34 protein-coding genes and 1 riboswitch are annotated in these 26,072 nt (G+C 65.8%); of the genes, 24 read left to right on the forward strand and 10 right to left on the reverse strand.

Annotated elements, in window-relative coordinates; all coding sequences use genetic code 11:
- The first annotated feature begins 77 nt into the window (after positions 1–77).
- The 5 genes from ATC04_RS06585 to ATC04_RS06605 all read left to right on the forward strand — a co-directional run bounded on the left by ATC04_RS06585 (position 78) and on the right by ATC04_RS06605 (position 4,145).
- Positions 78–920: a glycosyltransferase family 2 protein gene (locus ATC04_RS06585; protein WP_082124064.1), complete on the forward strand. Its 843-nt coding sequence runs from the start codon at positions 78–80 to the stop codon at positions 918–920.
- Positions 921–996: 76 nt separating this feature from the next.
- Positions 997–1,785, forward strand: coding sequence for an endonuclease/exonuclease/phosphatase family protein (locus tag ATC04_RS06590; RefSeq protein ID WP_082124063.1), 789 nt, complete (start codon positions 997–999; stop codon positions 1,783–1,785).
- Positions 1,782–2,369, forward strand: coding sequence for a hypothetical protein (locus ATC04_RS06595; protein WP_047119601.1), 588 nt, complete (start codon positions 1,782–1,784; stop codon positions 2,367–2,369). Before ATC04_RS06590 ends, ATC04_RS06595 begins: the two co-directional genes overlap by 4 nt.
- A 289-nt stretch (positions 2,370–2,658) precedes the next feature.
- Entirely contained in the window at positions 2,659–3,555 is an 897-nt protein-coding gene (locus ATC04_RS06600) for an RluA family pseudouridine synthase (protein ID WP_235359928.1), read from the forward strand.
- A gap of 203 nt (positions 3,556–3,758) precedes the next feature.
- Positions 3,759–4,145, forward strand: coding sequence for a YtoQ family protein (locus ATC04_RS06605; RefSeq protein ID WP_231736064.1), 387 nt, complete (start codon positions 3,759–3,761; stop codon positions 4,143–4,145).
- A 161-nt stretch (positions 4,146–4,306) separates the two neighbouring features.
- Here the strand turns inward: ATC04_RS06605 and ATC04_RS06610 are convergent, their stop codons facing one another.
- Positions 4,307–4,777 carry an FABP family protein gene (locus ATC04_RS06610; RefSeq protein ID WP_047119598.1) on the reverse strand — a complete coding sequence of 157 codons (471 nt, stop codon included), beginning with the start codon at positions 4,775–4,777 and terminating at the stop codon, positions 4,307–4,309.
- 132 nt (positions 4,778–4,909) lie between these two features.
- Here ATC04_RS06610 and ATC04_RS06615 point away from each other — a divergent pair, with 132 nt between their 5' ends.
- Entirely contained in the window at positions 4,910–5,419 is a 510-nt protein-coding gene (locus tag ATC04_RS06615; protein ID WP_047119597.1) for a hypothetical protein, read from the forward strand.
- Here the strand turns inward: ATC04_RS06615 and ATC04_RS06620 are convergent.
- Entirely contained in the window at positions 5,416–6,378 is a 963-nt protein-coding gene (locus tag ATC04_RS06620; RefSeq protein ID WP_231735923.1) for a tocopherol cyclase family protein, read from the reverse strand. The two genes, ATC04_RS06615 and ATC04_RS06620, sit on opposite strands and share 4 nt — an antisense overlap.
- Positions 6,379–6,536: 158 nt before the next feature.
- Positions 6,537–6,953 (reverse strand): GNAT family N-acetyltransferase, encoded by a 417-nt coding sequence (locus ATC04_RS06625; RefSeq protein ID WP_152666859.1) that lies wholly within the window; start codon positions 6,951–6,953, stop codon positions 6,537–6,539.
- A 94-nt stretch (positions 6,954–7,047) separates the two neighbouring features.
- Here ATC04_RS06625 and ATC04_RS06630 point away from each other — a divergent pair, with 94 nt between their 5' ends.
- Both ATC04_RS06630 and ATC04_RS06635 read left to right on the forward strand, forming a co-directional pair.
- Entirely contained in the window at positions 7,048–7,893 is an 846-nt protein-coding gene (locus tag ATC04_RS06630; RefSeq protein ID WP_231735924.1) for a GNAT family N-acetyltransferase, read from the forward strand.
- The gene (locus ATC04_RS06635; RefSeq protein ID WP_052772423.1) at positions 7,890–8,726 is read left to right on the forward strand and encodes an MBL fold metallo-hydrolase; all 837 of its coding nucleotides are present in this window, start codon (positions 7,890–7,892) and stop codon (positions 8,724–8,726) included. The genes ATC04_RS06630 and ATC04_RS06635 overlap by 4 nt, the downstream gene beginning before the upstream one ends.
- Positions 8,727–8,747: 21 nt before the next feature.
- Here the strand turns inward: ATC04_RS06635 and ATC04_RS06640 are convergent, their stop codons facing one another.
- On the reverse strand, positions 8,748–9,041 hold the full coding sequence (locus ATC04_RS06640) for a DUF4287 domain-containing protein (RefSeq protein ID WP_047119595.1): 294 nt from the start codon (positions 9,039–9,041) through the stop codon (positions 8,748–8,750).
- 217 nt (positions 9,042–9,258) lie between these two features.
- Between ATC04_RS06640 and ATC04_RS06645 the strand changes: the two genes are divergently transcribed.
- The 3 genes from ATC04_RS06645 to ATC04_RS06650 all read left to right on the forward strand — a co-directional run bounded on the left by ATC04_RS06645 (position 9,259) and on the right by ATC04_RS06650 (position 10,667).
- Positions 9,259–9,816 carry a pyridoxamine 5'-phosphate oxidase family protein gene (locus ATC04_RS06645; RefSeq protein WP_047119594.1) on the forward strand — a complete coding sequence of 186 codons (558 nt, stop codon included), beginning with the start codon at positions 9,259–9,261 and terminating at the stop codon, positions 9,814–9,816.
- A gap of 77 nt (positions 9,817–9,893) precedes the next feature.
- Positions 9,894–10,022: a hypothetical protein gene (locus ATC04_RS20020; protein WP_286158843.1), complete on the forward strand. Its 129-nt coding sequence runs from the start codon at positions 9,894–9,896 to the stop codon at positions 10,020–10,022.
- A 57-nt stretch (positions 10,023–10,079) separates the two neighbouring features.
- Positions 10,080–10,667, forward strand: a complete 588-nt coding sequence (locus tag ATC04_RS06650) for a hypothetical protein (RefSeq protein ID WP_047119593.1) — start codon at positions 10,080–10,082, stop codon at positions 10,665–10,667.
- On the opposite strand, the gene ATC04_RS06655 is transcribed toward ATC04_RS06650, so the two are convergent.
- The 3 genes from ATC04_RS06655 to ATC04_RS06665 all read right to left on the reverse strand — a co-directional run bounded on the left by ATC04_RS06655 (position 10,664) and on the right by ATC04_RS06665 (position 12,097).
- Entirely contained in the window at positions 10,664–11,122 is a 459-nt protein-coding gene (locus tag ATC04_RS06655) for a hypothetical protein (RefSeq protein ID WP_047119592.1), read from the reverse strand. The genes ATC04_RS06650 and ATC04_RS06655 overlap by 4 nt on opposite strands.
- 61 nt (positions 11,123–11,183) lie before the next feature.
- Entirely contained in the window at positions 11,184–11,744 is a 561-nt protein-coding gene (locus ATC04_RS06660) for a GNAT family N-acetyltransferase (protein ID WP_231735925.1), read from the reverse strand.
- Positions 11,745–11,746: 2 nt separating this feature from the next.
- Positions 11,747–12,097 carry a metalloregulator ArsR/SmtB family transcription factor gene (locus ATC04_RS06665; protein WP_047119591.1) on the reverse strand — a complete coding sequence of 117 codons (351 nt, stop codon included), beginning with the start codon at positions 12,095–12,097 and terminating at the stop codon, positions 11,747–11,749.
- A 100-nt stretch (positions 12,098–12,197) separates the two neighbouring features.
- Here ATC04_RS06665 and arsB point away from each other — a divergent pair, with 100 nt between their 5' ends.
- Both arsB and ATC04_RS06675 read left to right on the forward strand, forming a co-directional pair.
- The gene (gene arsB / locus ATC04_RS06670; protein ID WP_047119590.1) at positions 12,198–13,283 is read left to right on the forward strand and encodes an ACR3 family arsenite efflux transporter; all 1,086 of its coding nucleotides are present in this window, start codon (positions 12,198–12,200) and stop codon (positions 13,281–13,283) included.
- A gap of 3 nt (positions 13,284–13,286) precedes the next feature.
- Positions 13,287–13,694 carry an arsenate reductase ArsC gene (locus ATC04_RS06675; protein WP_047119589.1) on the forward strand — a complete coding sequence of 136 codons (408 nt, stop codon included), beginning with the start codon at positions 13,287–13,289 and terminating at the stop codon, positions 13,692–13,694.
- A gap of 51 nt (positions 13,695–13,745) precedes the next feature.
- Here the strand turns inward: ATC04_RS06675 and ATC04_RS06680 are convergent, their stop codons facing one another.
- On the reverse strand, positions 13,746–14,672 hold the full coding sequence (locus ATC04_RS06680) for an NAD(P)H-binding protein (RefSeq protein ID WP_052772422.1): 927 nt from the start codon (positions 14,670–14,672) through the stop codon (positions 13,746–13,748).
- 117 nt (positions 14,673–14,789) lie between these two features.
- Here ATC04_RS06680 and ATC04_RS06685 point away from each other — a divergent pair, with 117 nt between their 5' ends.
- The 5 genes from ATC04_RS06685 (at position 14,790) to ATC04_RS06705 (ending at position 18,969) form a co-directional block, all read left to right on the forward strand.
- Positions 14,790–15,242 carry an acetyltransferase gene (locus ATC04_RS06685; RefSeq protein WP_047119588.1) on the forward strand — a complete coding sequence of 151 codons (453 nt, stop codon included), beginning with the start codon at positions 14,790–14,792 and terminating at the stop codon, positions 15,240–15,242.
- Positions 15,243–15,378: 136 nt separating this feature from the next.
- Entirely contained in the window at positions 15,379–16,689 is a 1,311-nt protein-coding gene (locus tag ATC04_RS06690) for a DUF1254 domain-containing protein (protein WP_047119587.1), read from the forward strand.
- Between the two features lie 46 nt (positions 16,690–16,735).
- On the forward strand, positions 16,736–16,939 hold the full coding sequence (locus ATC04_RS06695; protein WP_047119586.1) for a KOW motif-containing protein: 204 nt from the start codon (positions 16,736–16,738) through the stop codon (positions 16,937–16,939).
- Positions 16,940–17,070: 131 nt separating this feature from the next.
- Positions 17,071–17,832 (forward strand): isocitrate lyase/phosphoenolpyruvate mutase family protein, encoded by a 762-nt coding sequence (locus ATC04_RS06700; protein ID WP_047119585.1) that lies wholly within the window; start codon positions 17,071–17,073, stop codon positions 17,830–17,832.
- Between the two features lie 51 nt (positions 17,833–17,883).
- Positions 17,884–18,969: a tellurite resistance/C4-dicarboxylate transporter family protein gene (locus ATC04_RS06705; RefSeq protein WP_082123935.1), complete on the forward strand. Its 1,086-nt coding sequence runs from the start codon at positions 17,884–17,886 to the stop codon at positions 18,967–18,969.
- A gap of 10 nt (positions 18,970–18,979) precedes the next feature.
- Here the strand turns inward: ATC04_RS06705 and ATC04_RS06710 are convergent, their stop codons facing one another.
- A complete protein-coding gene (locus ATC04_RS06710; RefSeq protein WP_047120818.1) occupies positions 18,980–19,486 on the reverse strand; it encodes a DinB family protein in 507 nt (168 codons plus the stop codon).
- Between the two features lie 1,247 nt (positions 19,487–20,733).
- Between ATC04_RS06710 and ATC04_RS06715 the strand changes: the two genes are divergently transcribed.
- From ATC04_RS06715 to ATC04_RS06730, 4 genes are all read left to right on the forward strand, one after another.
- The gene (locus ATC04_RS06715; protein ID WP_197413520.1) at positions 20,734–21,573 is read left to right on the forward strand and encodes an SDR family NAD(P)-dependent oxidoreductase; all 840 of its coding nucleotides are present in this window, start codon (positions 20,734–20,736) and stop codon (positions 21,571–21,573) included.
- Positions 21,574–21,922: 349 nt separating this feature from the next.
- Entirely contained in the window at positions 21,923–22,774 is an 852-nt protein-coding gene (locus ATC04_RS06720) for an alpha/beta hydrolase (protein WP_160309087.1), read from the forward strand.
- Positions 22,775–22,918: 144 nt separating this feature from the next.
- Positions 22,919–23,383 (forward strand): GNAT family N-acetyltransferase, encoded by a 465-nt coding sequence (locus ATC04_RS06725; protein ID WP_047119583.1) that lies wholly within the window; start codon positions 22,919–22,921, stop codon positions 23,381–23,383.
- Between the two features lie 4 nt (positions 23,384–23,387).
- Positions 23,388–23,819: an OsmC family protein gene (locus ATC04_RS06730; protein WP_047119582.1), complete on the forward strand. Its 432-nt coding sequence runs from the start codon at positions 23,388–23,390 to the stop codon at positions 23,817–23,819.
- Between the two features lie 200 nt (positions 23,820–24,019).
- Here the strand turns inward: ATC04_RS06730 and ATC04_RS06735 are convergent, their stop codons facing one another.
- Positions 24,020–24,316, reverse strand: coding sequence for a hypothetical protein (locus tag ATC04_RS06735; protein WP_047119581.1), 297 nt, complete (start codon positions 24,314–24,316; stop codon positions 24,020–24,022).
- Between the two features lie 228 nt (positions 24,317–24,544).
- A riboswitch (TPP riboswitch) is annotated at positions 24,545–24,649 on the forward strand.
- Here ATC04_RS06735 and thiO point away from each other — a divergent pair.
- Both thiO and thiS read left to right on the forward strand, forming a co-directional pair.
- On the forward strand, positions 24,637–25,833 hold the full coding sequence (thiO, locus tag ATC04_RS06740) for a glycine oxidase ThiO (protein WP_231735926.1): 1,197 nt from the start codon (positions 24,637–24,639) through the stop codon (positions 25,831–25,833). It overlaps the preceding riboswitch by 13 nt.
- Positions 25,830–26,072 (forward strand): sulfur carrier protein ThiS, encoded by a 243-nt coding sequence (gene thiS, locus ATC04_RS06745; RefSeq protein ID WP_231735927.1) that lies wholly within the window; start codon positions 25,830–25,832, stop codon positions 26,070–26,072. Before thiO ends, thiS begins: the two co-directional genes overlap by 4 nt.

The following is a 26,072-nucleotide window of genomic DNA, read 5'->3' on the forward strand; positions in this document are numbered from 1 at the left end:
GGGCGGACGCCTGCGCCTCTTTCTGGTGGCATTCAGCTTCGGAGGCGCCGGAACACTTGCACGATAACCTGAACACCATGAACAGGGTGCCAGAGAACGCAGGCCATGCAAGCGCGGGCCGCGGGTCCGACCGGGCAGCGCGGCCCACGGTCTCGATAGTCATTCCAGTGAAAAATGACAGCGCCATGCTCTCCTGTTGCCTCCGTGCACTGAAGACGCAGACCCGCGCTCCCGACGAGATCATCGTCGTGGACAACGGATCGACTGATGAATCAGCGCAGGTTGCGCGGGAAGCCGGCGCCGCGGTGGTGCAATGTCCCCATCCGGGCATTCCCGCCGCAAGTGCCACCGGGTACGACCATGCCCGCGGCGAGATCATCTTGCGGCTGGATGCGGACTGCCTGCCTCCGGCAACCTGGGTTGAGGACATGGTTGGCGCGTTTGTCCTGCACCCGGAAATCGCAGCATTCACCGGCCCCGCACATTTCAGCGACGGCCCACGGCTCCTTCGCCGACCCCTGGCATCCGTCTACCTGCTGACGTACACGCTGGCCACCGTGCCCGCCTTGGGGCATCGTCCGCTGTTCGGGTCCAATTTGGGTGTGCGTCGGGCAGCCTGGGCCCGGATCAGTAATCAGGCGCATCGCCATGATCCCGAGGTGCATGACGATCTGGATCTCGCTTTCCATCTGGGTTCGCACTACAGGATCGGTTACCTGGGATCAGCGATGATGGGGATCTCGATGCGTCCGTTTTTCAACGCACGTGCATTCGCGCGGCGGCTGCACCGCGGCGTCCGGACCGTAACGCTGCATTGGCCCCATGATTTCCCGCCTCGGCGCTGGAAGATGCTGATCGATGTCCGCCGCGGCAGGCATCACGAGGACAAGAGGATCTCCCGTGGTTCCCGCGTCGCCTGAGCAGGGTCGCGGATCCGGCTTCCACGAGCCGCCTAGATCCTTCGCCGGGGATATCGAGACTAAGGATCTGCATGCCATGAGCTGGAATATCAGGAGACGCACCCGCCATGTCCTGGGACCGACGGCGGATCGCTGGACGGTGCGGGGCCCGCGGATCCAAGCTCTTCTGCGGTCCGAGCGCCCGACGCTGCTCGGCCTGCAGGAAGCGCTTCCGGCCCAAGTTGAATTCGTCCTTGCGGTGCTGGGTTCCTCTTATCGCTCGGTGGGCTACGGCCGGGGGTATCGCGGCGGGGGAGAACGCTGTCCGATCATCTTCGATGAACGGCGCCTGGAGCTGCTTGGCTGGGAACAACTCTCTCTGTCCGACCGGCCGACCAGTCCCGGATCCGTCTCTTGGGGCAATCTCCTGCCCCGGATACTTGTCCGGGCAATCTTCCGGGATCTGCGTACCAACAGCTGCATCCACATGGTCAACACCCATTTGGACCACTTGTCGCGGCGCTCGCGCCTGCGCTCCGCGCACTGCATCGGCCAGCTGGCCGCCGCACGAAGGATCCCGACCTTGGTCACCGGCGACTTTAATGCAGGGCTGCAGTCCCCACCGTTGCAAGAACTGTCGCGCACTTACGGCTTGGCCGAGGTCACCGGCGTAGCGCTGCGCCCCTTGGGTCCCGCGTGGGGAACGCTTGGCTCCTACCGTATGCCGCGGCTCGATGGCCGCAGGCTGGATTGGATCCTGGTGTCCTCCGGGATCACCGTCAGCGCGGCAGGAACCAACGGGTTGGTCTACCTCGGCGGATGGGGATCCGATCACCTGCCGGTGCAGGCGGTCATCCGGTTGCCGGGCCGGGGAGCGCGACAATGATCGAGAACTTCCTGCGCCGGCCCGCCGGCCCGGCTGCCGTGGGCGCAGATGCCCTCCGGTGCCTGGCGGCGCTGGGCGTTCTGTTCGCGGCGATCTGCTGCGAGCCCACCGATGCGGCGATCCTGGGCTTTGCGCTGCCCGGGTGCGTGGCCCCGCGGTTCCTCGGAATGCGCCCGATTGCCGACGCCGCGTTCGTGGCGATCCTGCAGGTTGCCGCATGGAGCAATGTCGCCGACCTGTATACGCGGATAGCGTGGTGGGATCTGGCCGTGCATTTCCTGGGCAACGGATCGATCGCCGTGGTGCTGTATCTCGCGCTGACCCACGCCAAGGTGCTGCCCGACCCGCGGTCGCCGGAATTCTCACCGCGCCTGGGCGTCACGGTGGTGACTGCCCTGGGGCTTTCGGCCGGAGCGGTCTGGGAAATGATCGAATGGCTGGGGCGTGAACTGGCCAGCAACGAGATCTACACGGCGTACGAGGATACCCTCTCGGACATGGCGCTGGGCGGCTTGGGCTCCCTGGCAGGGGGACTAGTGCTGGCCAGGATCCCGTTGCTGCAGGTGCAGGCCGCCAGGCCATGAGTCCGGCGGCCACTGCTGTCCCGGGCTCCCGCCGGTGCAGATAGCACGGTGGCAGAGAACCTGTGGATTCTCCGGGCCAAGCGTGAACGAGGTACGATGAAATTTGGCCTTTTCGAGCTTTGCGGCATCCACGAGAGTGCCCGGTTGCCGCCAGCGAATGACCCGCCGATGACGGCACCGCCGAGCCCCGGAAAACAACGGGGCCAGCATATGGAGTGATTGTTTGCCTGGGACAGCGTTGCAGCCCCACCTCAAGACCCCACCCGGATCAGGGACAAAAACGATCGTCGTGGACAGCGAGCACGCTGGCCGGCGATTGGACAAGTTCCTCCGCGCCCGGTTCAAGCACGTGCCTGCCGGCCAGCTGTTCAAGCTGCTGCGCACAGGCAGGCTGCGCATCAACGGACGCAAAATCGACCAGACGTACCGCCTGGCCGAAGGCGACACCATCCAGCTGCCGGTCCTGGACGCGGCGCCGGACGCGGCGCGCCCGGCCAATGTTGCCGTTGGGCTGCTCAAGCGACTGAAGAATTCGGTGCTCTACGAGGACGCGGACCTGCTGGTTGTGGACAAGCCGGCGGGCGTAGCTGTGCACAAGGGCACCGATGTCGAGGCAGGGGTGATCGAGGCCTTCCGCCAGCTGCGCCCCGAGCTGCCGCAGCTGGAACTGAGCCACCGTTTGGACCGGGATACCTCAGGGGTGCTGGTCCTGGCGAAGACGCCGAGCATGCTGCGTCACCTGCATGATTTATTGCGCGACAGGGAAGACGAGATCGAGCGGCACTACCTGGCCATCGTCGCCGGCACCTGGGCCGGAGAAACAGCGATCCGTGCGTCCTTGCTGCGCCGGGAAGACAAGGTGGTTGTGGCGCCGGCCGGCCAGCGGGCCGAGACCCGGGTGAAGGTCAAACGCCGGATCGGCAGAAACGCCAGCTTGCTACGGGTCCAACTGCTGACGGGCCGCAAGCACCAGATCAGGGTGCACCTGCAGCACGCGGGACATCCGATCGCGGGAGACGACCGCTACGGGAGCAGGGCCTTCAATCGCAAGGTCGCCGAATCGGGCGGCAACGGGCTCTACCTGCATGCATCGACGATGATCATTCCCAAACCCGATGGGTCGCAGCTGGCCATCGAAGCGCCCATGCCGCAACGCTGGCAACAGCTGCTGGCTTCGGGCTTGTAGCCGGCGAACTGCAAGGCTGCCAGCAGGTGGCCCACTCCGATTGTCAAGGAACGGTCAGGGCCGGAAGCTGGTTTATCGGGTTCGGCCCTTAGGATGGGGATTTCGAGGACCAATCGAGTCCGTCAGTCCCAGCAAAGGAGCCGTCGGCCATCGGTTTCAATGTTTATCTTTCAGGCGAGATCCACACCGAGTGGCGCGACGAGATCCAGCGCGGCGCTGAAGCCGCCGGCCTGGACATCGTTTTCACCGCTCCGGTCACGGACCACCCGGCCAGCGATGCCGCCGGCGACCATCTGGGGGAGACCTCCAGCCAGTTCTGGCGCGACCATCAGTCGTCGAAGGTCAATGCCATTCGCACCCGCACACTGATCGAGAAGAGCGACTTCGTGGTGGTGCGCTTCGGCGACAAGTGCAAGCAATGGAACGCCGCGTTCGACGCCGGCTACTGTGCAGCCTTGGGCAAGCCCTACACGACCCTGCACGATGAAGGCATCGTGCACCCGCGCAAGGAAGTCGACGCCGCCGCCCAGGGCTGTTGCCAGAGCACCGGCCAGGTGGTGGAAACCCTGCGCTACGTGCTGCAGGCCTAGGGATTCATGAGTTCCAGACGTGGCGATAACCTGAGGTAGCTTCCACCAGATGCCGCCGCAAACCAAGTGCCCGGTATCCTTGCGAAAATTCCATAGGGATACCGGACACTTGGCCATGGAAACATGAGCCAGCTGAGCTCCTCGAAGCGGGCTGGACCCTCTCAGATCCGATGCATCACGGATTTCAGGTGGTGCGTCATCGGCACGCCGACCGCCGCCATCGCGAAATGGGTGGTCAGGACGTCGCCTGCGAGTTCGATACGCCGTTCGGTGCCGTCCACCAGTTTGGCGCTCGCCGAGTTGGCGACGCGTGATGCCAATGCACAGGTGAACCCTTCGTCCGTCGCCGTGAGCGGGCCTTCGGCCAGCTCTGTCTGTCCGGTGGGCTGCGCCAGCACGAACTCCACGGCGGATCCGTCGACAATCCGCAGATATCCGGTTTCGGTGTGCATGGGCGCGCCAGCGGGCGACCACGTGCGCTGCACGTAGTGGAGGAATGGCTTGCCCACGTCGGTGAACGTCACCTCCTCTGTGTACGCAAAGGAGTCGATGGTCGGGTACTCGCCGGCCCCTCTGCCTCGCCACGTGCCGATGATGCCGGCGACTGCCGACAGACCGGGATGCAATGCCATTGGTGGTTCCTCTCCATGGGGGTATTACCTTGCACCTTACCGTCTGAGGAACATTTGCGTCTTTCCACCGGGAGGATTGATGTTCTGCCAGTCAGGTAGGCTTTCAGCATCGATATTGGAAGACAGGAAACCATGCAGGCTCACCAGAAACCGCGGCCGCAGCGCCCCATTCTGGATCCCTTGGCCGGTTACCTCTCCATGGGTGTGCTTGTCGCCATTGTCGTCTTCGATGCACTTCCGCTTCTCATGCTCTTGGTCTCGGCCGTGATTGTCGGCGTCACCACCGGTGAATTTCCTACCGGCGGCGGGATGGGCAAGTCCGGAACTTTCCCGGGCATCGACCCGCAACTGTGGATGGCCTGGATTCTGGTGGGGCTGTATGCGCTCTGGTCCCTGGTCTCATTTCCGCTGCCGCTGGCCCGCCATCGTTCAAAACGCGGCTCCATGCTGATGACCGGATTCCTGCTCTTCGCGGCGACGGTGGCACGAGTGGCCGGATTCGGCGGCAGCGATCGTTTCCCCGGCGGCGGGACACGCTGGATCTCTGTCGCAATCCTGTGCGTTGCTGGTTTGATTCTGCTCCGGATGGTTCTTGGGTGGCTGCGGATGGTGCCGCAGAGCTGGCGCAACGGTTCCGGTTAGCGCTGGAAAGGGGGAGCCGAGGGGAGCGTATCGTCCAGTCCGCGCCGGCGAAGCTCCTGCTTGGCGTGTTCCAGCCCGCCGTGCTCCAGCGCGGCAAGCTTGGTTGCGCCTTCCCAGACCAGCCGCCCATGCCGGTGCACTGTCACTTCCAGATCCCCGGCCAGGTGCTCCAAGTCGCCGGGAGCGTTGCGGTGTTTGCTGGGCAGCGGGACGGGCAGGACGAACGCCGCATCAAGCGGGGCGGATGCCTCGACCTCGATGCGCCAGCCGTAGCCGCGCCCGGACAACCGCCAGTGCTCGTCGTCAGTGCGGGTGCGCACGGGGGAAACAACCGGGTTACTCAGCCTGAGCACGCGGCCATCGGGCATCCGGAGGACCAGTGCGGTGACTTCCACGGTGAGCCGACCGGTGGTGACCAGGCCGCCGGCGAAGGCGAGGCAAACGCCGGACTCCGCGAAGCCCTGAGCCTGGCCCCACCACCAGGATTCGGGGAAGCCCTCGCGTCCCCAGTTCTTCTCCCCATAGACCTGCGCGTCGTGGAACTCCCACGTCGTGCCGCCCAGGACTGCGGTGCCGGAGGCCTTGCCACCCAGCAGCCATGGATGCCAATACTGGTTGAGTCCCGGAACCAGTTGGAACACGCTGGAACCTCCCAGCGCCCGGTGCGGCCAGAGCAGTGGATCGTTCAGCTGGAGATCCAGCTGCGCTTGGGAGCCGAGGTCGACATGCAGATGCTGCGCGGAGGCGTCGAAGGCGCGCTGAGCGCCGCCTGCCCGGACGCCGAGCCGGTCCGGGTCGGTCCAGGAACCGTCCACGGCGGCGGTCTGCAGGAATCCGGTGGGCCAGGAGGCCAAGCCGATGGTCGACCACGGCCCGTCCGGTCCGGTATTGGCGCCGCACAGGGCGATGACCACGCGCCCGGTGTCCGGATCGGTGATGCGCCAGAAATAGCCCTCCATCGCGACGCCGTGGTGCGCCCGGATGGGGTGTCCGAAAAGCGGATCGGCTCTCGTGGAGCGATACCGGCGAAGCAGTCCCATGGCCCAGTACAGCACAGTCGAATCAGGGCTGTCGATGCCTGCTCGCCGGGCGAATGCGGTCCCGCCGGGACGGAAGTTCAGCTGAACCTGACGAACGCCCGCGTCGGATGCTGCAGATCGCGGATTTCGCTGAAGCCCATGGACCGGTAGAAGGCCAGCTGGCGCGGTTCGTCGTCCGTGATGAGGACCTTTTGCCGGACGTCGTCGTAGGGCTGGAAGGCCAGGCGGAACAGTTCGCTGCCCACGCCGGTGCGCTGGTACTCGGGCGCCACCAGCAAGTCCTGCAGGTAGGCGATGGTCAGCCCGTCGCCGACAATGCGGGCCAGGCCGACCAAACGGTTCCCGTCGCGCGCGGTGACCACCGACAGCGACGCGGCGATGGCGGCTTCGAGCCGGTCCGGGTCCTGGGTGTAAGCGGTCCATTCGACACAGTCATACAGGGCCAGCAGTTCGTCGCGCGCCGGCAGGCGGCCGGAATCGTAGGTGATGGGCATGGATCCATCCTTGCCGGTCATCCGTCTTTCCGCCACCGCGGGGCGGGCCGGACGACGGCAGACAAGCGCCGCAGAGGTCGCTAGGCTGGGGAGCATGAGCATGCAGTCGTGGCGGTACGCGGCGTCGCGGAATTCCGACGGCGAGGGGAACATCAGCTGGAATGTCCGCGAGCTTTACGAGCAGGAGCCGGGCAAGCCCCCTGCCTACACCGCCAACGGCATCGGGCCGTATGGCGAGACCCTGCAGGAGCTGCGCCACGACCTGCGGTTGATGTACGCGGACGTGTTGCGCGAGGATCTGCCGATTCTCGACCTCACGCACGAAGAGCCCGAGCTGGTTCCGCAGGAGGTGAAGGAAGAAGGCCCTGGCATGGAACACGGCCGTGCCGCCGCCGACTCCGCCCCAGGGGAGCAAGCAAGCCTGCGGAAGCTGCGGGCAACGGACGCTGGGGACGTGCTGCGCGCTTTCGAGCCGGGCACGGGCATGGAACGGCAGGGATCCGTGGGCTCACTCCAGGAAGCGGAACATTATGTTGCGGCGCTGCTCGATCCCGGGGCGCGCCGCCATCCATGGGCCATCGTCGTGCAGGACCGGCTTGTGGGCCTGGTGTGCGTCAACGTCGACGCGGCCAATCGCAGCGGATGGTTCTGGTACTGGATGAGCTCCGAAACGCGCGGCCGGGGATGGACCAGCCGTGCCGCGGCGGCCGTCGCGAACTGGGCGTTGAGCGCGCTGGAACTTGAACGGCTGGAACTGGGGCACCGGGTGGACAACCCTGCCTCGGGAAGCGTTGCGCGCTCGGCAGGATTCATCCGGGAAGGGACCGAACGGGCCAAGTTCCTGGTCGACGGACGGCGCATCGACGTCGCCACCTACGGCCGGCTGGCCACCGATCCGTGGCCGTCAACCACCGGACTGAGCCTCCGTGGGGAATCATGAGCATCGAGACATGGCTGGAAGTCGGACCGGGAGTTTTCCAACGGCGCTACGACCCGCTGGATGTCTCGGTGGGGGCGGTGGTCGGCCCGCACGGGGTGACGATCATCGACACCCGCAACAACCCTGTCGAGGCGCGGGAGATCATCCGCGATGCGAATCGGCGGTTCGGCCAGCCGATCGTAGCGGCGGTGAACACCCACGCGCACTACGACCACACCTTCGGCAACCAGGTGTTCGCACAGGCCGGCATCCCGATCTACAGCCACTACCTGGTCCCGCGCCACTTCGAGCAGTACGAGAAGCCGCATCTGCAACGCATCCAGGCGCAGCCTGAGCTGGAGCCGGACAAGTCCTGGGCTGCGGTGGAACTCACCGCACCGACCGCGCTGCTGGACAGCACCCAGCGGGTGCAGCTCGGAGGGAGGGAGATCGAGTTGGTTCCCCTGGAGCCGGGCCATACCGATACGGACCTCGCGGTCTTCATCCCGGACGCGGGCGTGTGGTTCCTGGGCGACATCGTGGAGGAATCAGGCCCGCCGATGTTCGGGTCCGGATCCTATCCGCTGGGCTGGCCGCCGGTGCTGCAGGGCCTGCTCGAGCGGATCCAGGAGACCGATGCAGTGGTGCCCGGGCATGGAAGGGTGGTGGACCGCGAATTCGTTGCGGCGCAGGCGGCGAAGTTCAGCGGCCTCGCGGAGACCCTGTTGCTGGCCCACGCTTCCGGGACGCGACCGGAGGTCATCGAGTACAGCCAGGAACTGCGCAATTACTGGCCCGATGAATTCCTGAAGTCCGCCGCCGAGGACGCGTATCGGCAGCTTACGCAGTCCTGAGCCGCGGCATTGCCCCGAAAATCAGCTGCCCGGTTTGGTGGCGATGCCGTCCAGCCAGAGCGTCTCCGACTCATCGCGGTGCACTCCGTAGGAGCCGACGTGCTTGGAGCTGAGCGTCGGGCCGTTCTGGATGACGTAGACCAGCGCCATGCCGTGGCCTCGCCCCAGCTGGTACTCATCCTTGAGCCAGGCGAGGATTTCGCTGGCCTTGACCCCCGGCAGGTCCAGGCCCCTGGCCTTGGCGAGCTCGACGAGCTGCCGCGGCGTCAAACCGGTCTTCTTCTCGATGGTGTCCAAATAGGCCTGGAACGACATGCGATGATCCTTAGAATGGCGAACACGAACTGAACAAATTCTGCGCGAGGAAGCTCTTGCGCGGCAAGCATCCCGAGGAAATTTTCTCCGGAGCCAGCCCGTGTATACGACGACGGGCGTAGAACCCGGGCAGGTAGCCGCGGTAGCGTGGGGACGAGTGGGCGGCAAATGCCATCGAGTCCACCCGGACCGTTCATGGCTGGCGAAAGGACACCTTGTGGACGAGACATGCAAGCTGCTCAGGGCGTTACCAGCCCTGTCCGGCCATCCGCCAGCTGCTGTCGAGCCGGTGCAGGAAGAACCGGAGACGTTGTTTCTGCGATGGCTGCAGACGGCCGTAGATGCCGGAGTGGCCGAGCCGCACGCCATGACGCTGTCTACCGTCGACAACGTCGGTGTGCCCGATGCCCGGGTGCTGATTCTCAAGGGTGTTGATCGCCGTGGCTGGGCCTTCGCCAGTACCCGCTCCAGTGCCAAGGCTAGCCAGTTGGCAGCCAACCCGCAGGCGGCGCTGACCTTTTGGTGGCAGCCGCTGCTGCGCTCGGTCAGGGTGCGTGGCCAGGTGGTGGAAGCCTCGCGTGAGGAAAGCCTGGAGGATCTACAGGCGCGGAGCGAGGTGTCCCGGGCAGGCATCGAGCCGGAGCAGTGGGTGTTGTGGCGGGTGGTCCCGTCCAACGTCGAATTCTGGCAGGGTTCAACCGACCGGCGGCATACACGTCTGGCCTACCAGCGGACGGCGGATGGCTGGCTCCGCGGATTCGGGGATTTCACGTAGTTCCAGGACAGGTTCCACGACCTCGGGAATTGCCGAACCCGTTGCAATCAGCACTGTTTGGTGGACATACTGGCGCCATGGCTGCCAACGACGTCACCCCGCAATCCAATACCCGCACTGCCCGCCGGCCCCGGAGGAGAAAAATTCTGGCCTGGCAACCGGGCAAGGATACGGCCATCGCCGCGGCCACGCTGCTGGCCTTCTGAGCCTGCTATTGGGCGGGCACCACGATCAGCGAGTGGATCCTGTACGCGGGCATCCTGGTGATCGGCACGCTGATTCCGGCTTGGACGGTGTTCACCCTGCGGGGCGAGGGTCTGGAAGGCGTAGGAATCCATCGCCGGTTCCTCGTGGTCTCGCTCATCGTTTCCGCGGCCCTCGGCGCGGGCTCTGCCTACCAGTTGTTCGCGTTGGCCACCGAACAGGGCGTCGAGGTGCTTCCGCATCTGCTGGCGAACCTGCTGGTCTTCTGGGAGCCGTTCTTCGTGTTCGGCTGGCTGTTCCTGAGATGGGAACGGGCCTTCGGCTGGTTGCCGGCCATCGTGCTGACTGGCGCCGGGTTCACGGTGCAGCATCTCGGGTCGGTTCCCTTCGAAGCGGCGCTGGGCTTCGGGATGTTTGCCATGGCGTTCGGCGTGGTGTTCGTTTGCGTGCGCAACCTGGCGATTTTGTGGCTGTTCTATCCCGTGGCCAGCGGCATTGGAACGCTGCAAGCAGGATTCGCCATGGGCTGGGATGGCGTGGTTTCCGGCACTGTGCTGCTGGCCGTGCAACTTGTGGTGCTGGTTGGATTCTGGCGGTTCGCGCGTTCAAAGAACCTGGTTCAGCCTGGCGGAGAACGTATGAACTAGTTGCGACCGGCAGTCCGCTCCGCCAGCGGGGCCCGCAGTTCTTCCGGCTCGGCTGTTCGACGCCTCATAAGCCTCCGGACGAGAACCACAAGCGACAGCGGCAGGGCAAGCGCTCCGGCAGCCAAGGCCAGATCCTGGCTGAGTCCCATGGTGCCGGCCTCGGGGAACACGTCATCGAGCAGCACCGTGAAGAAGAAGCTGGGGATGATGCCCGCGGCCAAGCTTGTCAACGTCAGGAGGAGCGCGGTCAATCGCGAGGCCACGACATGCCCGAGCCACGCCATCAAGCCGGCAAGGCCAAGCCAAGGGAGCAGCGGGAAGACCAAAACGAACCAGAAACCCGGATCTGGGTGCATCCACCACGGAGCGCCGGAGACGAGAGGATCGACGATCAGCAGCAGGGCAGCCATGCATAGTCCGCCCAGCGAAGGCAGCAGTCTCCAGAACCGGTTCATGTTTCCACGTTAACCCGAACCAGAGCCGCCAGCTGGTATGCCAAGGTGTCGCCTGTCGTGGCTACGGTGTGCCGGGGCCGGCAACTGGATCCGGATGGCTTCCGCTTGCTGGCTCCAGCCTCAACTCATACAAGACGGTGTTCACCCATTGCCCTGCCGACGGGCCCGTAGGGGCCTGGGCAATCCGTTCACGGAATCCGACTTCACGGAAGCCGAGCTTCAGGTGCAGCGCCCGGCTGGCCTGGTTGCCTTCGAAAATGGCGGACTGGATCATCCAGTAGCCCTGCGACTGAGCGCGAACGATCAGCTCTGCAAGGAGGGCGCTGGCCAACCCGCGCCCGGAATGGGCACGGTCGATGTAGACGGAGTGCTCGATCACGCCTCGGTAGGCCCAACGTTTGGAAACCGGGGCCGCGGCAATCCACCCTGCAACAGAATTCGCGCTGTCAACTGCCACGAGCCCGAGGCTGTCGACCTTGCCTGCCATGAAATCGGCGCACTCGGGGACGGCGCTTTCAAAGGTCGCCAGACCGCCGTCGATGCCCTGCTGGTAGATGCGCTTGATGCCGGGCCAATGGGATGAAGTTAGCGGCAGCACCCGCAGCTCCCCGCTTGGTTGCACGGCTAGAGACCCATGATGAGCGCGGTGGTATCTTCCAGCGCTTCGGGCCTGAGCGTGTAGTAGGCCCAGGTGCCGCGCTTCTCCCGCGCCAGGAATCCAGCATCAACCAAGACCTTCAAATGGTGGGACACCGTTGGCTGTCCCAGTTGCAGCGGCTCGGTCAGGTCGCACACGCAGGTGCCGTTCTCCGGCCCGTTTTTCACGATCGACAATAGGCGCAGGCGGTTCGGATCCGCCAGCGCCTTCAAGACGCGGGCACCGTCCCGGGCATCGGCTTCGCCCAGGGATTCCGGCGTGCCAGTGGGGCAGCAGGCAGCGCTGTCGGCCGTCGTGGCAAGGGAAGTTGCCGACATTGAAGTGCTCCAGACCTGGATTGACAATCATCGATACGGCTCATCATACTCAAACAGGATATAAATATCGATGAACATCAATATTGCGTAAGGATGCTTCGTGCCCTCACCAACACCACCGGATACCCGACAAGTCTCCGGCAAGCTCTCCACCCTCGACCGCTACCTGGCCATCTGGATCCTCCTGGCGATGGGTATCGGACTCGGACTGGGGCGGCTGGTTCCCTCGCTGGGACAGGCAGTGGATTCCGTCCAGGTCGCCGGGGTTTCGCTGCCGATTGCCCTGGGGCTGCTGGTGATGATGTATCCGGTGCTGGCCAAGGTGCGCTACAACGAAACCGGCCACGTGCTGGCCGACAAGAAGCTGATGGTCACCTCGCTGGTGATCAACTGGCTGCTGGCGCCGGCCTTCATGTTCCTGCTGGCCTGGGTGTTCCTCCCGGACCTGCCCGAATACCGGACCGGGCTGATCATCGTCGGGCTGGCCCGCTGCATCGCCATGGTGCTGATCTGGAACGACCTGGCCTGCGGCGACCGGGAAGCGGCCGCGGTGCTGGTGGCCGTCAACTCGGTGTTCCAGGTCCTCGCGTTCGGGCTGCTGGGCTGGTTCTACCTCCAAGTCCTGCCCGGCTGGCTGGGCCTGCCCACCACTAGCGCCGAATTCTCCGTCGGGGCCATCACCCTGTCGGTGCTCGTGTTCCTCGGGATCCCGCTGCTGGCCGGGTTCCTCACCCGCACCTTCGGCGAGAAGGCCAAGGGGCGCGACTGGTATGAGAACACCTTCCTGCCGAAGATCGGCCCCTTCGCGCTCTACGGGCTGCTGTTCACCATCGTGCTGCTGTTCGCGCTGCAGGGCGACACCATCATCAGCAAACCCTGGGACGTGGCCCGCATGGCGCTGCCGCTGCTGATCTACTTCGTGGTGGTGTTCGGCGCAGGCATGCTCATCGGCCGCGCCCTGGATCTGGGCTACGAACGCACCACCACGCTGGCCTTCACCGCCGCGGGCAACAACTTCGAGCTGGCCATCGCGGTGGCCATCGCGACCTTTGGAGCCACCAGCGGCCAAGCCCTGGCCGGGGTCGTCGGCCCGTTGATCGAAGTGCCGATCCTCGTCGCCCTGGTCTACGTGGCGCTCTGGTCGCGCAAATTCTTCCCCGCCGCTTCTTCGCCGCTGAAAGGCTGACCCATGAATACCAAGCCCTCGGTCTTGTTCGTCTGCGTTCACAACGCCGGGCGTTCGCAAATGGCCGCCGCCTACCTCCACCACCTGGCCGAAGGCCGGATCGAGGTCCGTTCCGCCGGGTCCATGCCGGCCGATCAGGTGAACCCCGCGGCGGTGGAGGCGATGCGTGAAGAAGGCATCGATATGTCTGCCGAAATCCCGAAGATCCTGACCACGCAGGCGGTGCAGGACTCGGACATGGTCATCACCATGGGCTGCGGCGACACCTGCCCCATCTTCCCTGGCAAACGCTACGAGGACTGGAAGCTCGAGGACCCGGCGGGGCAGGGCCTGGAAGCGGTGCGTCCGATCCGCGACGAGATCCGCGCCCGTATCCAGGCCCTCATAGGGCAGCTGCTCCCGCAGCGGTAGGCGTCAGTCGAAGGCACCCATGCTTGTTCCGGGGAGGGAAGACTCCAACCGTTAGCGGCCGCCCTGCGCGAGCTGCGCGAAGTACTCGTCCAGGGTGCGGACCCCGTACGGCGTTGCGGCCGAATCGGTCTGCAGGCCTTCGAGGAAGAACCTGGTCAGCGACGCGGTCCTCGGCCCCAACCGGTCGGCGACCCAGACCGCCGGCGTCTGAATGCCCGGCGGGACGCGCAGATACCGCGGAGCGGTCCCGGCCGCGGCGAAGGCCAGATCAACCACGTCACGGTAGGTCAGAACCTGCGGGCCGCCCACGTCCCAGATCCCGCGCTCACCGCCCAGCTTGTCCACGCAAAACCGGGCCAGGTCCTCGCCGTGGATGGGGGACAGCCGGGTGCCGCCCTCGCCCAGCCCGAGGCCGACACCACGCTTCGCCAGGTCGAAGATTTCGGTCAGGTCCGAAAAATAGCCCGAGGGGTTCACGATCTGCGAGACCACCGCAGAGCGGCGCAGCACCTGCATGAACGCATGTTTCGCCCGCGCCACGGCGGAGGTCCCGGCCTCGGCCGCCATCACCCCGACGTACAGGAACGAGCCGACCTCCTGCTGCTCGGCTAGCTGCAGGTACTTCAGGTTCAGCCGGAAATCGACATCCCACGGGTCGGCTTTCTGGCGTGTGACTCCCAGCGCGGAGAAAACGTGGTCGACACCTTCCATGACCGAGGCATCCACGGTTCGCAGGGGATCAGGGGCGATGACCCATTCATCCACCAGCGCGCGCAGCGCGGGAGTCTGGTGCGCGCCGGGAGCCTCGGCTCGGTTGCGATCCCTGGCCACGGCGCGGACCCGGTAGCCGGAGTTCTTCAGCCGGGCAATCGCGAAGCGGCCGATGTAGCCGGTGGCCCCGATGACCAGCACGGTTCCGCGCACCTCGGGCGAAGTGCGGTTCTGGTCGGAGTCGAAGCCGTGTCCTGGGGAAGTCATCTGGTTGGCCAATCATCGCCGGGGAAAAGCGCGCACGCCGCGCTGCTGCCGTGGCCAGCCTACGCTTTTGCTCTTGCGTAGGTAACCCCGGGGCCGCACTGCTTTAGGGTTAACAGCATGAACGAGCACCTGACGCTCCGCCCGGTGGCCGGAAGCGACGAATACCCGAAGCTGGTGGAGATCTGGGCCAGCGCGGTGGACGCCACCCACGACTTCCTGGCCGACGCGGACCGCGAGCAGATCCGCGGCAAGCTGGCCACCGAATATTTCCCGCAAGTGCGCCTGACCGTGGCGGAACGCGACGGGGAACCGGTGGGGTTCTGCGGCACCGCCGAGGGCAACGTAGAGATGCTCTTCGTCCATGCCGGCTCCAGCGCGACCGGGGTGGGCGCCGCGCTGCTGCGCCACGCGGTCGCGCAGGAGGGCGCCGTCGCGGTGGACGTGAACGAGCAGAACCCGCAGGCGCTGGGCTTCTACGAGCATCTGGGCTTCGAGGTCGTCTCGCGCAGCGAACGCGACGGCCAGGGCCTGCCCTATCCGCTGCTGCACTTGCGGTTGCGCGGACGCTGAGCGGCGGCCGGGGCAGCCCCCGGCTAATCAGATAATCACCAATGGTTGGGGATGTACCGGCGCGCGGAGGCGGGCAGGCTGGGAGGCAATGACGCCGGAGCGCTGTTCCGGCGCGCCGCCTGAAAGGACGTTGCCCATGAGCCCGAGCCGCGAGGACCTGACTGCCTCCTACATCTACGCCTTCCCGTTGGTCTTCAACCTGGAGCAGGTGGCCCGCTACGTGTCCACCGGCGTCGGGAAAAACCCGGCGGCCCCGTGGAACAGCTTCAGCCACGCGCGTTCGCTGGCCGGCCCCGAGGACACCTTCGTGACCATCAACAACGACACGATCTATTCCGTGGCAATGCTGGATCTGGGAGTCGGGCCGGTCCTGCTCGAGGTTCCCGAGGCCGACGGCCGCTACTACGTGCTGCAGTTCGTCAGCGCCTGGACCGACAACTTCGCCTACATCGGCCACCGCGCCACCGGGACCCGGGCCGGACGCTACCTGCTGGTGCCCCCGGGCTGGGAGGGTGAAGCCCCGGCGGATGCAGTTGTAGTGCGGGTGCCGACGCGGATCGCCAGCATCATCGGACGCTGGGCCGTGCAGAACGAGGCGGACCTTCCAGCGGTCCATGCGCTGCAGGACGCCACCACGCTGACCGTGCTGGATGCGCAGGCGGTGCCGGCCGGTATTCCGCAGGTTTCCGCCACCGGCTCGGCGGCGCAGGATTTCTGGACGAAGTTCCGCGCCTACTCCCAGGCCTTCGCCCCGGCGCCACGCGATGCCCAGGTGCAGGCCGCGGCCATGGAACACAGCGCGCCCGGCCAGCTGCCCGCGGCGGAGCTCGAGGAGGCGTTCGCCCAGGGCCGAGCGGTCCTGGAGCAGGCGCTCGCCAGCGGCGGCGGCAACGCCCCGGTCAACGGCTGGAACCTGACCTACCACTCCTTCGACTACAACCTTGACTACTTCGAGGTCGGCTCGCCGGACGATCAGGCGTTCAAGATCGCCGATCCGCAGCAGCGCCTGGTGCAGCGCGCGGCGGCGGCGCTGGGCGGGCTGTGGGGCAACCAGGCCTTCGAGGCCGCCTACATCGCCACCTACGTGGACCAGGACCAGGAGCAGCTCACGGGCGAGCGCAGCTACCAGCTGCACCTGGCCCCGACTCCGCCGGTCGGCGCGTTCTGGTCGCTGACCATGTACGACGTGCCGAACTACTTCCTGGTCGAGAACCCCATCAACCGCTATTCGCTGGGCGACCGCACCGAAGGGCTGCAGTTCGAGGACGACGGGTCGCTGGTCATCCACATCTCGCACGCCGAACCGGCTGACCCGGCGCAGCGGGCCAACTGGCTTCCGGCCCCGGCCGGCGCCTTCCGCCCGGTGCTGCGCATGTACGAGCCGAAGCCGCAGATCCTTGACCTGGAATACACCTTCCCGGCGATCACCCGGATCGACCAGGCCTAGCGGCATCGGGTTCCGGCAGCCATCGCGCGGGATTTAGAATGTGCCCATGAACGAGCAAACTCAGCGCGAACAAGATCCCGCCGTGCGCAACGGGGACCGGTGCACGGTGGTGGCCGGAACCCATCGGGGAAAGTCAGGGACGGTGGAGGACCTGAAGGCCAGCAAGACCGGGGCGCTCACGCTCACGGTCCGCCAGGCCGACGGGGAGCGATTCAAGACGGTGGCTAAAAACGTGGTGGTCGAGGGCTGAGCCGCGCTGCGTTGGCGGCAGCCGAGGCTGGGAGAAGAGCCGGGCCCCTGCCTTCGGAGCGGCGCACGGCCTAGACTGGCTGCAACACGAACGCATCAGTAGCCAAGACCACCCAAGCGAAGGGGAGCACCATGTCCACCGTTGAAGAACGAGCCGCCGACCTGGCCCGCCAGCACGAATCCGGGCAGCTGATGGTGCTGCCCACCGTATGGGACACCTCCAGCGCCGGCGTCGCGGTCCGGGCCGGGTTCACCGGCCTGACCGTGGGAAGCCACCCGGTGGCCGATGCGATCGGCAGCGCGGACGGCGAGCAGATGGACCTGGTCGACTACCTGCAGGCGGTGCGCCGGATCGTGGATTCGGTGGACGTGCCGGTGAGCGTGGACATGGAATCCGGCTACGGGCTGTCCCCGGCGGAACTCTTCAACCGGGTGACCGCCGCCGGCGCGGTGGGCGCGAACATCGAGGACGTGGTGCACCGCGAGGGCGGCCGGGTGCGCGAGCGGCAGGAGCATGCGGACTACATCGCCGGCATCCGCCAGGCGGCCGACGCGGCCGGGGTGGACTTCGTGATCAACGCCCGCACCGACGCGGTGAAGTTGGCCGAGTTGTTCGCCGACCCGATGGGGGAGGCGATCGCCCGCATCCAACTGCTGGAGCAGGCCGGGGCGCGCAGCGTCTACCCGGTGGCGCTGCGCATCGCGGACCAGGTGCGCCAGGCGGTGCAGGCGGTCTCCGTCCCGGTGAACGTCACCGCGCATCCGGTCAACGGCCACGGCGCCGGGGATCTGGCGGCGCTGCGCGAGCTGGGGGTGCGGCGGGTCAGCTTCGGCCCGCTGTGGCAGAAGTGGCTCGAGGAGCTCTCCGCCGCGCAGCTGGAGCACTGGCGCTAGGGCAGCGACATGCGTCTGTTGCCGACGGTGCGCGCGTCGTAGGCTGGGCTCATGAGCCCGCACGCAGCAGCAGAACCGAACGTGGACCAGCCCGGGGCGCCGGGTCCGGCCTCCGAGATTGAACGGCTTTCCCCGGGCTACTTCGCACTGGTCATGGGCACCGGGATCGTCTCGATGGGCCTGCACGAGGCCGGGGCCGCGACGGCCTCGCTGGTGCTGCTGGTGATCGCCGCGCTCTGCTATGCGGTGCTGTGGGTGCTGTACATCTGGCGGGCGGTGAAATACCGCAAGGCCATGCTGCACGATTTACGCAGCCCCGAGACCGCCTTCTCCTACTTCACCGTGGTGGCAGGCACCGGCGTGCTGGCGGTGCGGCTGGCGGCCGAGGGCCTGGTCCCGGCGGCGATGCCGCTGGTGCTGTTTGCCGCGGTGCTCTGGTTCGTGTTCGGCTACGTGCTGCCCTGGCAGGTGCTGATGACCCGCGACGGGGAGCCGATCCTGGCGCGCACCAACGGCACCTGGTTCATCTGGGCGGTGGCCAGCCAGTCGCTGGCCATCTGCATGACGGTGATCCGGCCGCAGCCCGGCGTGAGCCAGGACATGGTCGGGTTGCTGGCGGTGCTGTCCTGGTCGGTGGGCGTGGCGCTGTACGCGGGGATCGCGGTGCTGGTGCTGCTGCGCATCGTGCACTTCGGCATCACCCCGCAGCAGTTCGAGCCGCCCTACTGGGTGGCCATGGGCGCGATGGCGATCGCGGTGGTGGCCGGCACCAAGATCGTGCAGATGGACTCCACCCCGATGATCGACGCGACCCGGGTGCTGATCGCCTCCACCGTGGCGGTGTTCTGGAGCTTCTGCCTGTGGCTGATCCCGATGCTGATCGGCGCCGGGGTCTGGCGCCACCTGGTGCGCAAGGTGCCGCTGGGCTACACGCCGACGCTGTGGTCCATCGTGTTCCCGGTGGGAATGTTCGCGGTGGCCTCGCTGAACCTTGGCCGCGTGGACCAGCTGCCAATGGTGGAGGCGATCGGGCACGGCGCGCTGGCGGTCGCGGTGATCGTCTGGGCGCTGGTGTTCACCGCGATGCTCCGCCACCTGCTGCTGGTATGGATCCGCGGGAGCCGGCGCGCCGCCTAGCCTCGCGGCGTCAGGCTTGGTCTGCGGTGAGCGCACCGGCCGCGTAGGCCGCCTGCCCGACGTGGGCGATGGCGTCGTCCACGATGGACACCAGCCGCACCCCGCGGGTGACCTCCGGAGTCCAGCGCCGGTCCACGATCTCGTCGAGCTCCTCGGCGCCCAAGTGCTCCGCGTAGTCGCCCAGCGCGGTCAGCGAGGCGTCCACGTATTCCAGCAGCAGCTCCTGGTCATCCACCCGGATGGCCTGCGCCTGGGCGGGGGTGTGGCCGTAGCCCATGCCGTCGCCGGCCTCGCCGAGGTTGAAGCGGTCGCGGTAGCGGTGCCACAGCTGCTCCTTGCCCGACAGCGCCGCCAGCTGGATGTCCACCTCGCGCCCGGTGTGCCACAGCAGCCAGGCCACCGAGTTGGGGTGGCCGCCGGGATGCGCGTTCAGCTGCTCGACGCTCAGCGCCGGCAGATTGCGGGCGGCGTCAATGGGGCGGTGGACCATGCCGGTGAGGATCTCGTTGATGTTCATGATCGCCATTCTGCTTGATGGGCCCGTTGCGTGCCAGTCCCCACAGGTGCTAGCGGGAAGGGCTGAAGGTTCGCGGCTGCGGCGGAAACCCACGGTGTTTTTCGTCCCGAGTGCTGCGACGAGCGGTTAGCGGTGAACGAAGTCGACAAGCACGAGCATGCGCTGCGGTCGATCTTCCCGGTAGGCGAACGCGGCAGATAGCAGGTTGCCTATGAATCGTGGAAAACGGAAAGCCGAATCTGCGCTACGGATTCTTGCCGCATCACGCAGTCGTCCACACGTTCGGACGGGACGCGTAGAGGAAATGCACAGCAAGCCGGCACTCATCGAGTGGTAGCAGATTCAAAGAATCCGCGGCGGAATTCAAGCCGAAAGGATAATCGTCATATCGGATACTGGCTAACGGTCAGCAGTTAGCTATCGTGGTAAAGAAAGCGTATTGTCCTTCGCCGAGCTGGATTACGGCGAGGATGGTCAATCGGGAGCAATCCAAAGGCAGTCACCCCATGGTTACCAACAGCCAACCGCAACTTGGAACGCTGGAGCCTGCGATCGATTCCTTGTCGACGATCAGCGCGCCATCCACTATAGGCACGGATGAAGCCGATTCAATGGCCCTCTCAGGACAGGGCTCGGCCGCCAGGACTGAGGCGGCCCCGTCGCCGGCTAAACGTCCCCGCTCGCCATTAACTGGGATGCAGCGCGGAGCTCTGCTCTCGCGCGGTACGGCTCCTGTAGCTCGGACACCGTGGGTGATTTCACTGCCAGCGTCTAATCCATCCGTTGTTTCTTGCCGCTCTGAACCTGGAATTCATTGGATCGATGCCGCGGCCTTACGACGTGATCGGCTTGTTCGGGGCCCAAGTAGCCGTTTCGTCGGGCGGTCCCTCAGCGATCTTGGTCCCTATGGCGGCGCTCCCGGAGTGGCAACGAAGGGGACGTCGTGATTCCCGGCACCCTCATGGCCAATGTCGTGATGCCCGACCCGGAACTTGGATCAAGCGTTGAGCCTGTTTCTTGCTGTGGTCAGGCATACGATTCTGGACCAGCAAATTTCAGCATGGATACTGCGTCCCGGCTCGAGGTTCGTAAACGGCCTCTTTCGGACAAGTGCCGATGCGCACCTCTGTGCTTCGGCTCTCATCGGACTTTCCTTGAAACCCTGAGCACCACGTAAGCCACCTACCGCTAGATCCACTCGGCCTCGGGACAGGAACACTCCAGCATTGGGGGCATGGCGGTCGCAGATGCGCACGCTACGAGACCACGTCCTTGGAACTGCCGAGTCGACGGTTCGTTCCATTAACAGTATTTTCCCCGGTAAACACTCACGAAGGATAAAAATGATATTCACGAATAAGGTTGCACTCGTTACAGCAGCGGGCGCGGGGATCGGCCGCGCAATTTCCTTGCGCCTGGCCGCTGAAGGAGCTGCAGTCATCGTCTCAGATGTGAACGACGAAGCTGGTAGGGAAACCGTCGCGCTCATTGAGGTTGCAGGAGGACGCGCCGCATACAAGCACGCGAATGTCGCTGATGTCGACGAGGTCGGGCAGCTGGTGCCGTTCGCCCTGGACGCCTACGGACGTCTGGACATGGCTGTGAACAACGCTGGACTAGGGGTGAGTCCGAAACCAGTTCAGGAAATCTCCATCCCGGAATGGGACCGCGCGGTGAATGTGACCCTGCGTGGTACTTTCCTGTCCATGCAGTCGCAGATTGCCCACTTCACCCAGCAAGGACATGGAGGAATTGTAAACATCGCCTCCCTTGCCGGAATTAGTGCGACCCCCGACATGACACCTTACGGAGCCGCGAAACACGGCGTGGTTTCGTTGACACGCAGTGTCGCCAAAGAGACTGCCAGTCTTGGTATCAGGGTCAACGCGGTAGCACCGGGCGCAATTGAAACTGCGGCGCTGGCATCCCTGCCGTCTGAGGTCAAGGCAGCACAAATTGCCCGGATCCCCATGAAGCAGATGGGAAAACCCGATGATATCGCAAATGCCGTTGCATTCCTTCTGTCCGACCAAGCATCCTTCATCACGGGAGTGGTACTGCGGGTTGACGGCGGAACCGAGGCATAGAGGATCGGGTCCCAAACTCCATGCCAATGCGTGAGGATTCCTAGACAAGATCCGAATCCACAGGTCCAACGGCTGTTGCAAAACCTGATTAAACAGGAACTGTAACGGCCGTGGCCTATTTAAGCAGGGGAATCAGAAACTTCACGTTTTGTTGGGTTGCACCGTCGCATCTCTACAACCGAGCACCGGTACTTAACAGGAGTCCTAGACCGGCCCACCTTGGTCCAGCTTGGCATGGCGCATGGGAATGTTGGTTAGTCGCGGAAGTCGTCTTCGGAGGGGCGGACCCGGTCATCGGCACGAGGGTAAGACTGAAGCAGGGTGGCAATGCGAGCAACCGCAGGAGGGCGTGAGTACCACCTTGAGAGAGGAGAAACTTTTGGAAATCAACGAGAACCTGGCTTCCGGCGTGCCGTATACCAAGGGCCAAGGGATTCCACTAGTCCTGATTCACGGGCACGGGGTCGACCACCGGATTCTCCTGGCCCTGGACGAGGTGCTGGCGGCGACCGGTGTTTTCCAACGGATCTACGTCGACCTTCCCGGCATGGGAGGCACCGCTGCACTGGACGGCGCCGGCGGCCTGCCGGAAATCGTCGACTGGCTTGAGCAGCTGATCCGGCGGCAGTGCGGGGAACGGCCGTTCGCGATGATCGGCAACTCGCTCGGGTCGCTGCTGGCCCAGGAGATGGCGGACCGCTTCGGCCCCCAGGTAGTCGGCATGGCGATGCTGGCGCCCTTGGTGTATCCCGCGCATTCGCAGCGGACCGTGCCGCCGCGGGAAATCCTGCTGCAGGATCCCGAGCTGCTGGCCGGGCTGCCGACGCAGGACGCGGATCATTATCAACAGATGTCGGTGCTCCAAACGGTGGAGAACTTCCAACGCTTCCGCACCCACGCGCTGCCCGGGATCCGCGCGGTGAACCTGCGTTCGCTGGCCAAGCTGTCCAAACGCTACTTCCTGGACGAGCTGCCGGTCGAGCGGACCTCCCAGCTGGCCTGCCCGGTGCTGATGCTGTGCGGGATGCAGGACCACGTCACCGGTTTCGCCGATCCGGGCAGGCTCGCTGCGAGGTATCCATCGGCCGAAATCGTTGTCGTTCCCGCGGCGGGGCACAACGTGCACCTTGACCAACCCGATATTGCGGCAGAAGAAATTACCGCCTGGAGCCGGGCCGTGCGTGCCTTTGCCGGGTCGTGAGTTGTAACAGTCGGAGATCCCGTGCCCGCTTTCACGGCACAGATGAGTCGGTACTTGTTACCAATCCGTGCTTCTCTGTGGCATCCCACTAGGAGAAAATCATGAGACAACACGCGGAGTATTCCACGGCTGGAAGGAGTTCAGATGTCTGAGAGGCTCGTTCTTCGCAACTGGACCAGCGTGGAGGAAGTACCCGAACTCCTGGATGTCTGGCGCAACTCGGTGGAGGGAGGACGCGACTTCCTCTCGGCCGCCGACGTGGACGCCGTTGCCAACGCTCTCGAAGCGGTCTACTCCCAGCGCGTCTCGGTGCGGATCGCCCAGCTGGGCAAGGAGATCATCGGCTTCGCCGCCTGGAGCGAAACACAGATCGAGCTCTTGTGGGTACGCCACCACGACCGCCACCACGGCGTGGGCAGCGCGCTGCTGAATGACATCCTCGCGCTGTGCCCGGCGGCCTGCATCCAGATCAATGGGCAGAACGCGAGCACCCTCTCGTTTTTTCTCGACCACGGGTTCCAGATCGAAAAGGAAGCCGAGCACACCGACCAGCTGGCCCGGATCCAGCTGCGCCATGTCCGGCTTTCGGCCCCGGACGTGTCACGATAGATCCATGAGCGAAAACACCCGTGAACTGCGTGAAGTCAAAGTCGAACGAGTAGAGTCCAAAAGGTACCGGGCGACCAGCGGCGAAACCGGTGCCAGCCTGGAATTCGGCCAGGGCGAAGGGCTGCTGACCCCGGTGGAGCTGCTGCTGGCGGCCATCGCCGGGTGCTCGGCCATCGACGTCGACGTGGCCACCACGCGCCGCAGCGAGCCGGAGAAGTTCGAGGTGGCCGCCAGCGGCTACAAGCTGAGCGAGGAGGGCGCCGGACGCATGGAGGACATCAAGATGTCCTTCGACCTGAAGTTCCCGGACACCGACGAGGGCCGCAAGGCCGCCGGCATGGTCGAGCGCATCGTGAAGCTCTCCCACGACAAGTACTGCACGGTCTCGCGCACCGTCGAGCTAGGGGCCAAGGTCACCAGCGAGATCGCCGACTAGCGAACCTCCGGCCGCGGCGGGAAGCCGGCAGGGAGCCGGCGCATCACAACGCCGCATCACAACATAGTCAACATGCAACTGCCCGGTGCAGCGGCTCGTGGGGCGGATTCGGGAAGACCGAATCCGCACGAGCGCTGCCCGGGCAGTTGCGCGTGCGCCGCCGCGCAGGGGAGCGTGCCCCGAGCGCGGACGGCGGAAGCCTAACGCTGGGCCAGGACCTGGAAGGTGATGGTTCCCTCGGCATCCACGTTCGCGTCGAGCACCTTGTCATCCAGGGCGTCGGTGACCAGCTCGTCGAGGAAGACGGGACTGCCCTCGCCCTGGATCACCTGGTCCGCCGGCTGCGGGCCGTCGACGACCCGCACGGCGAAACGCGCGGTCTGCTGGCTTTCGGTCTCGTCGGCGGGCTGGATGCGGAGCCCCGCCTCGTTGTCCTCCGTCTGGTTGGTGACCAGCGAGGTCACGATCGCATCGGCCTGATCGGTCAGTGTCAGCACTGTATTCTCCTTCCGGTTGCGGTGCCGCCCGGTTCCGGGCGCCTTCACGCAACGCTTCCGTACGAGCCGGGGCGCGGGCAAACGAACTCATGGATCTTTGAGGATTTACCCATCCGGCACCTTGGAACGAGGCGCGCCCGGGACTCCCGGACCGGCTGCGCCGCGCGCGAAGATGACGCGCCCGCGGCGCAGAGTTGGCATTTGTGGTGCAGCTCATGCCTATAATCGCTTCAACTCCGCGGGAGCCTGAACCGACCAGGCTGAGAGGGCACCGAGCCGACCGCTACACCTGATGCGGGTCATGCCGCCGTAGGAAGGAAGTGCCGTCGTTGCACGTTGCCATCATCGGGGCCGGGATCATCGGCTTGTCCACCGCCTTCGAACTGCGTTCGCGCGGCTGCGAGGTCACCGTCATCGACCCGGATCCCGGGCAGGGGGCCAGCCGCGCCGCGGCCGGCATGCTCGCCCCAGCCGCCGAAACCACCTGGGGCCACGGAATCCTGCACGAGCTGCTCGGCGCCTCCAACCAGGCCTACCCGGACTTCGTGCAGCGCATCGAGCAGGCCACCGGCCGGCGCCCGGACTACCTGCAGAACGCAACCCTGGTGGTCGCCGCCGAACCGGCCGACCGCGACGCCCTGCACGAGCTGGTGCAGCTGCAGACGTCCCTGGGCTTCAGCGCGCAGACCCTGCTGCCCAGCGCCGCCCGCCGGCTGGAACCGGCGCTGGCCAGCAACATCGCCGGCGCGGTGCGCTGCGCCGGGGACCACCAGATCGACCCGCGCTCCGTGGTGGCGATCCTGGCCGGGCACCTGGACGCCCAGCTGGTGCGCGAACCGGCCGTCGAGCTGCTGCAGCGTGCCGGGACCACCCACGCGGTGCGTACCCGCAGCGGCCGGATCATCGAGGCGGACCAGGTGGTGCTCGCCGCGGGCCTGGGCACCGTGGCCGGGACGCCGGAACTTCCGCTGCGCCCGGTCTACGGGGACATCTTCCGGCTGCAGGGCCCTGCGGGCCCGCGGCTGCTCACGCACACGGTGCGCGGGATCGTGCATCGCGACCCGGTCTACCTGGTGCCGCGCGCGGACGGCTCGCTGGTGCTGGGCGCCAGCAGCCGCGAGGACGGCAACGAGGCGGTCAACATCGGGCAGATGCACAAGCTGCTGGACAACGCCCGCCGCCTGGTGCCCGGGATCGTCGACTGCTCGCTGAACGAGGTCATCGCCCGCGCCAGGCCCGGCACCCCCGACGACCGGCCGCTGATCGGGCGGCTGGATGACGGAATGGTGCTCTCCACCGGCTATTCCCGCCACGGGGTGCTGCTCACCCCGTTCGGCTCCTCGCTGACCGCGGACCTGGTCCTGAGCCAGCCGCCGCACGCAGAGCACGCCCGGGCCGTGGACCCCGCGCGCTTCAGCGGCGGGAGTGCGCCGGACCCGGCAGGACTTTCCCGAGCTGAACCGTCCCGAACCGATCCTTCACGACTTGCACCGACCCGAATGGAGCTGCACCCATGACCATCGACATCACGCTGAACTCAACCCCCACCACGATCCAGCAGGGTTCCACCCTGCGCGATCTGGTCTCTTCGCACTTGGGCCGCGAACTTGACGAACAGGGCCAGGCCGCCGACGGCACCAAGCTGGGCCTGGCCGTCGCCGTGAACGGCGCGGTGGTCCCGCGCAGCGCTTGGGCGCAGCGGGAATTGGCCGCCGGCCACACCGTCGAACTCGTCACCGCCGCCCAGGGAGGCTGA

The sequence above is a fragment of the Arthrobacter sp. YC-RL1 genome (assembly GCF_001454985.1).
Lineage (GTDB): Bacteria > Actinomycetota > Actinomycetes > Actinomycetales > Micrococcaceae > Glutamicibacter > Glutamicibacter soli.

Coding starts and splice junctions, on each gene's coding strand:
- ATC04_RS06585 (WP_082124064.1), top strand. CDS start 78: ATGAACAGGGTGCCAGAGAACGCAGGCCATGCAAGCGCGGGCCGCGGG.
- ATC04_RS06590 (WP_082124063.1), top strand. CDS start 997: ATGAGCTGGAATATCAGGAGACGCACCCGCCATGTCCTGGGACCGACG.
- ATC04_RS06595 (WP_047119601.1), top strand. CDS start 1,782: ATGATCGAGAACTTCCTGCGCCGGCCCGCCGGCCCGGCTGCCGTGGGC.
- ATC04_RS06610 (WP_047119598.1), bottom strand. CDS start 4,777: ATGGCATTGCATCCCGGTCTGTCGGCAGTCGCCGGCATCATCGGCACG.
- ATC04_RS06615 (WP_047119597.1), top strand. CDS start 4,910: ATGCAGGCTCACCAGAAACCGCGGCCGCAGCGCCCCATTCTGGATCCC.
- ATC04_RS06620 (WP_231735923.1), bottom strand. CDS start 6,378: ATGGAGGGCTATTTCTGGCGCATCACCGATCCGGACACCGGGCGCGTG.
- ATC04_RS06625 (WP_152666859.1), bottom strand. CDS start 6,953: ATGCCCATCACCTACGATTCCGGCCGCCTGCCGGCGCGCGACGAACTG.
- ATC04_RS06630 (WP_231735924.1), top strand. CDS start 7,048: ATGAGCATGCAGTCGTGGCGGTACGCGGCGTCGCGGAATTCCGACGGC.
- ATC04_RS06635 (WP_052772423.1), top strand. CDS start 7,890: ATGAGCATCGAGACATGGCTGGAAGTCGGACCGGGAGTTTTCCAACGG.
- ATC04_RS06640 (WP_047119595.1), bottom strand. CDS start 9,041: ATGTCGTTCCAGGCCTATTTGGACACCATCGAGAAGAAGACCGGTTTG.
- ATC04_RS20020 (WP_286158843.1), top strand. CDS start 9,894: ATGGCTGCCAACGACGTCACCCCGCAATCCAATACCCGCACTGCCCGC.
- ATC04_RS06655 (WP_047119592.1), bottom strand. CDS start 11,122: ATGAACCGGTTCTGGAGACTGCTGCCTTCGCTGGGCGGACTATGCATG.
- ATC04_RS06665 (WP_047119591.1), bottom strand. CDS start 12,097: ATGTCGGCAACTTCCCTTGCCACGACGGCCGACAGCGCTGCCTGCTGC.
- ATC04_RS06675 (WP_047119589.1), top strand. CDS start 13,287: ATGAATACCAAGCCCTCGGTCTTGTTCGTCTGCGTTCACAACGCCGGG.
- ATC04_RS06680 (WP_052772422.1), bottom strand. CDS start 14,672: ATGACTTCCCCAGGACACGGCTTCGACTCCGACCAGAACCGCACTTCG.
- ATC04_RS06685 (WP_047119588.1), top strand. CDS start 14,790: ATGAACGAGCACCTGACGCTCCGCCCGGTGGCCGGAAGCGACGAATAC.
- ATC04_RS06690 (WP_047119587.1), top strand. CDS start 15,379: ATGAGCCCGAGCCGCGAGGACCTGACTGCCTCCTACATCTACGCCTTC.
- ATC04_RS06695 (WP_047119586.1), top strand. CDS start 16,736: ATGAACGAGCAAACTCAGCGCGAACAAGATCCCGCCGTGCGCAACGGG.
- ATC04_RS06700 (WP_047119585.1), top strand. CDS start 17,071: ATGTCCACCGTTGAAGAACGAGCCGCCGACCTGGCCCGCCAGCACGAA.
- ATC04_RS06705 (WP_082123935.1), top strand. CDS start 17,884: ATGAGCCCGCACGCAGCAGCAGAACCGAACGTGGACCAGCCCGGGGCG.
- ATC04_RS06710 (WP_047120818.1), bottom strand. CDS start 19,486: ATGAACATCAACGAGATCCTCACCGGCATGGTCCACCGCCCCATTGAC.
- ATC04_RS06715 (WP_197413520.1), top strand. CDS start 20,734: ATGCGCACGCTACGAGACCACGTCCTTGGAACTGCCGAGTCGACGGTT.
- ATC04_RS06725 (WP_047119583.1), top strand. CDS start 22,919: ATGTCTGAGAGGCTCGTTCTTCGCAACTGGACCAGCGTGGAGGAAGTA.
- ATC04_RS06730 (WP_047119582.1), top strand. CDS start 23,388: ATGAGCGAAAACACCCGTGAACTGCGTGAAGTCAAAGTCGAACGAGTA.
- thiS (WP_231735927.1), top strand. CDS start 25,830: ATGACCATCGACATCACGCTGAACTCAACCCCCACCACGATCCAGCAG.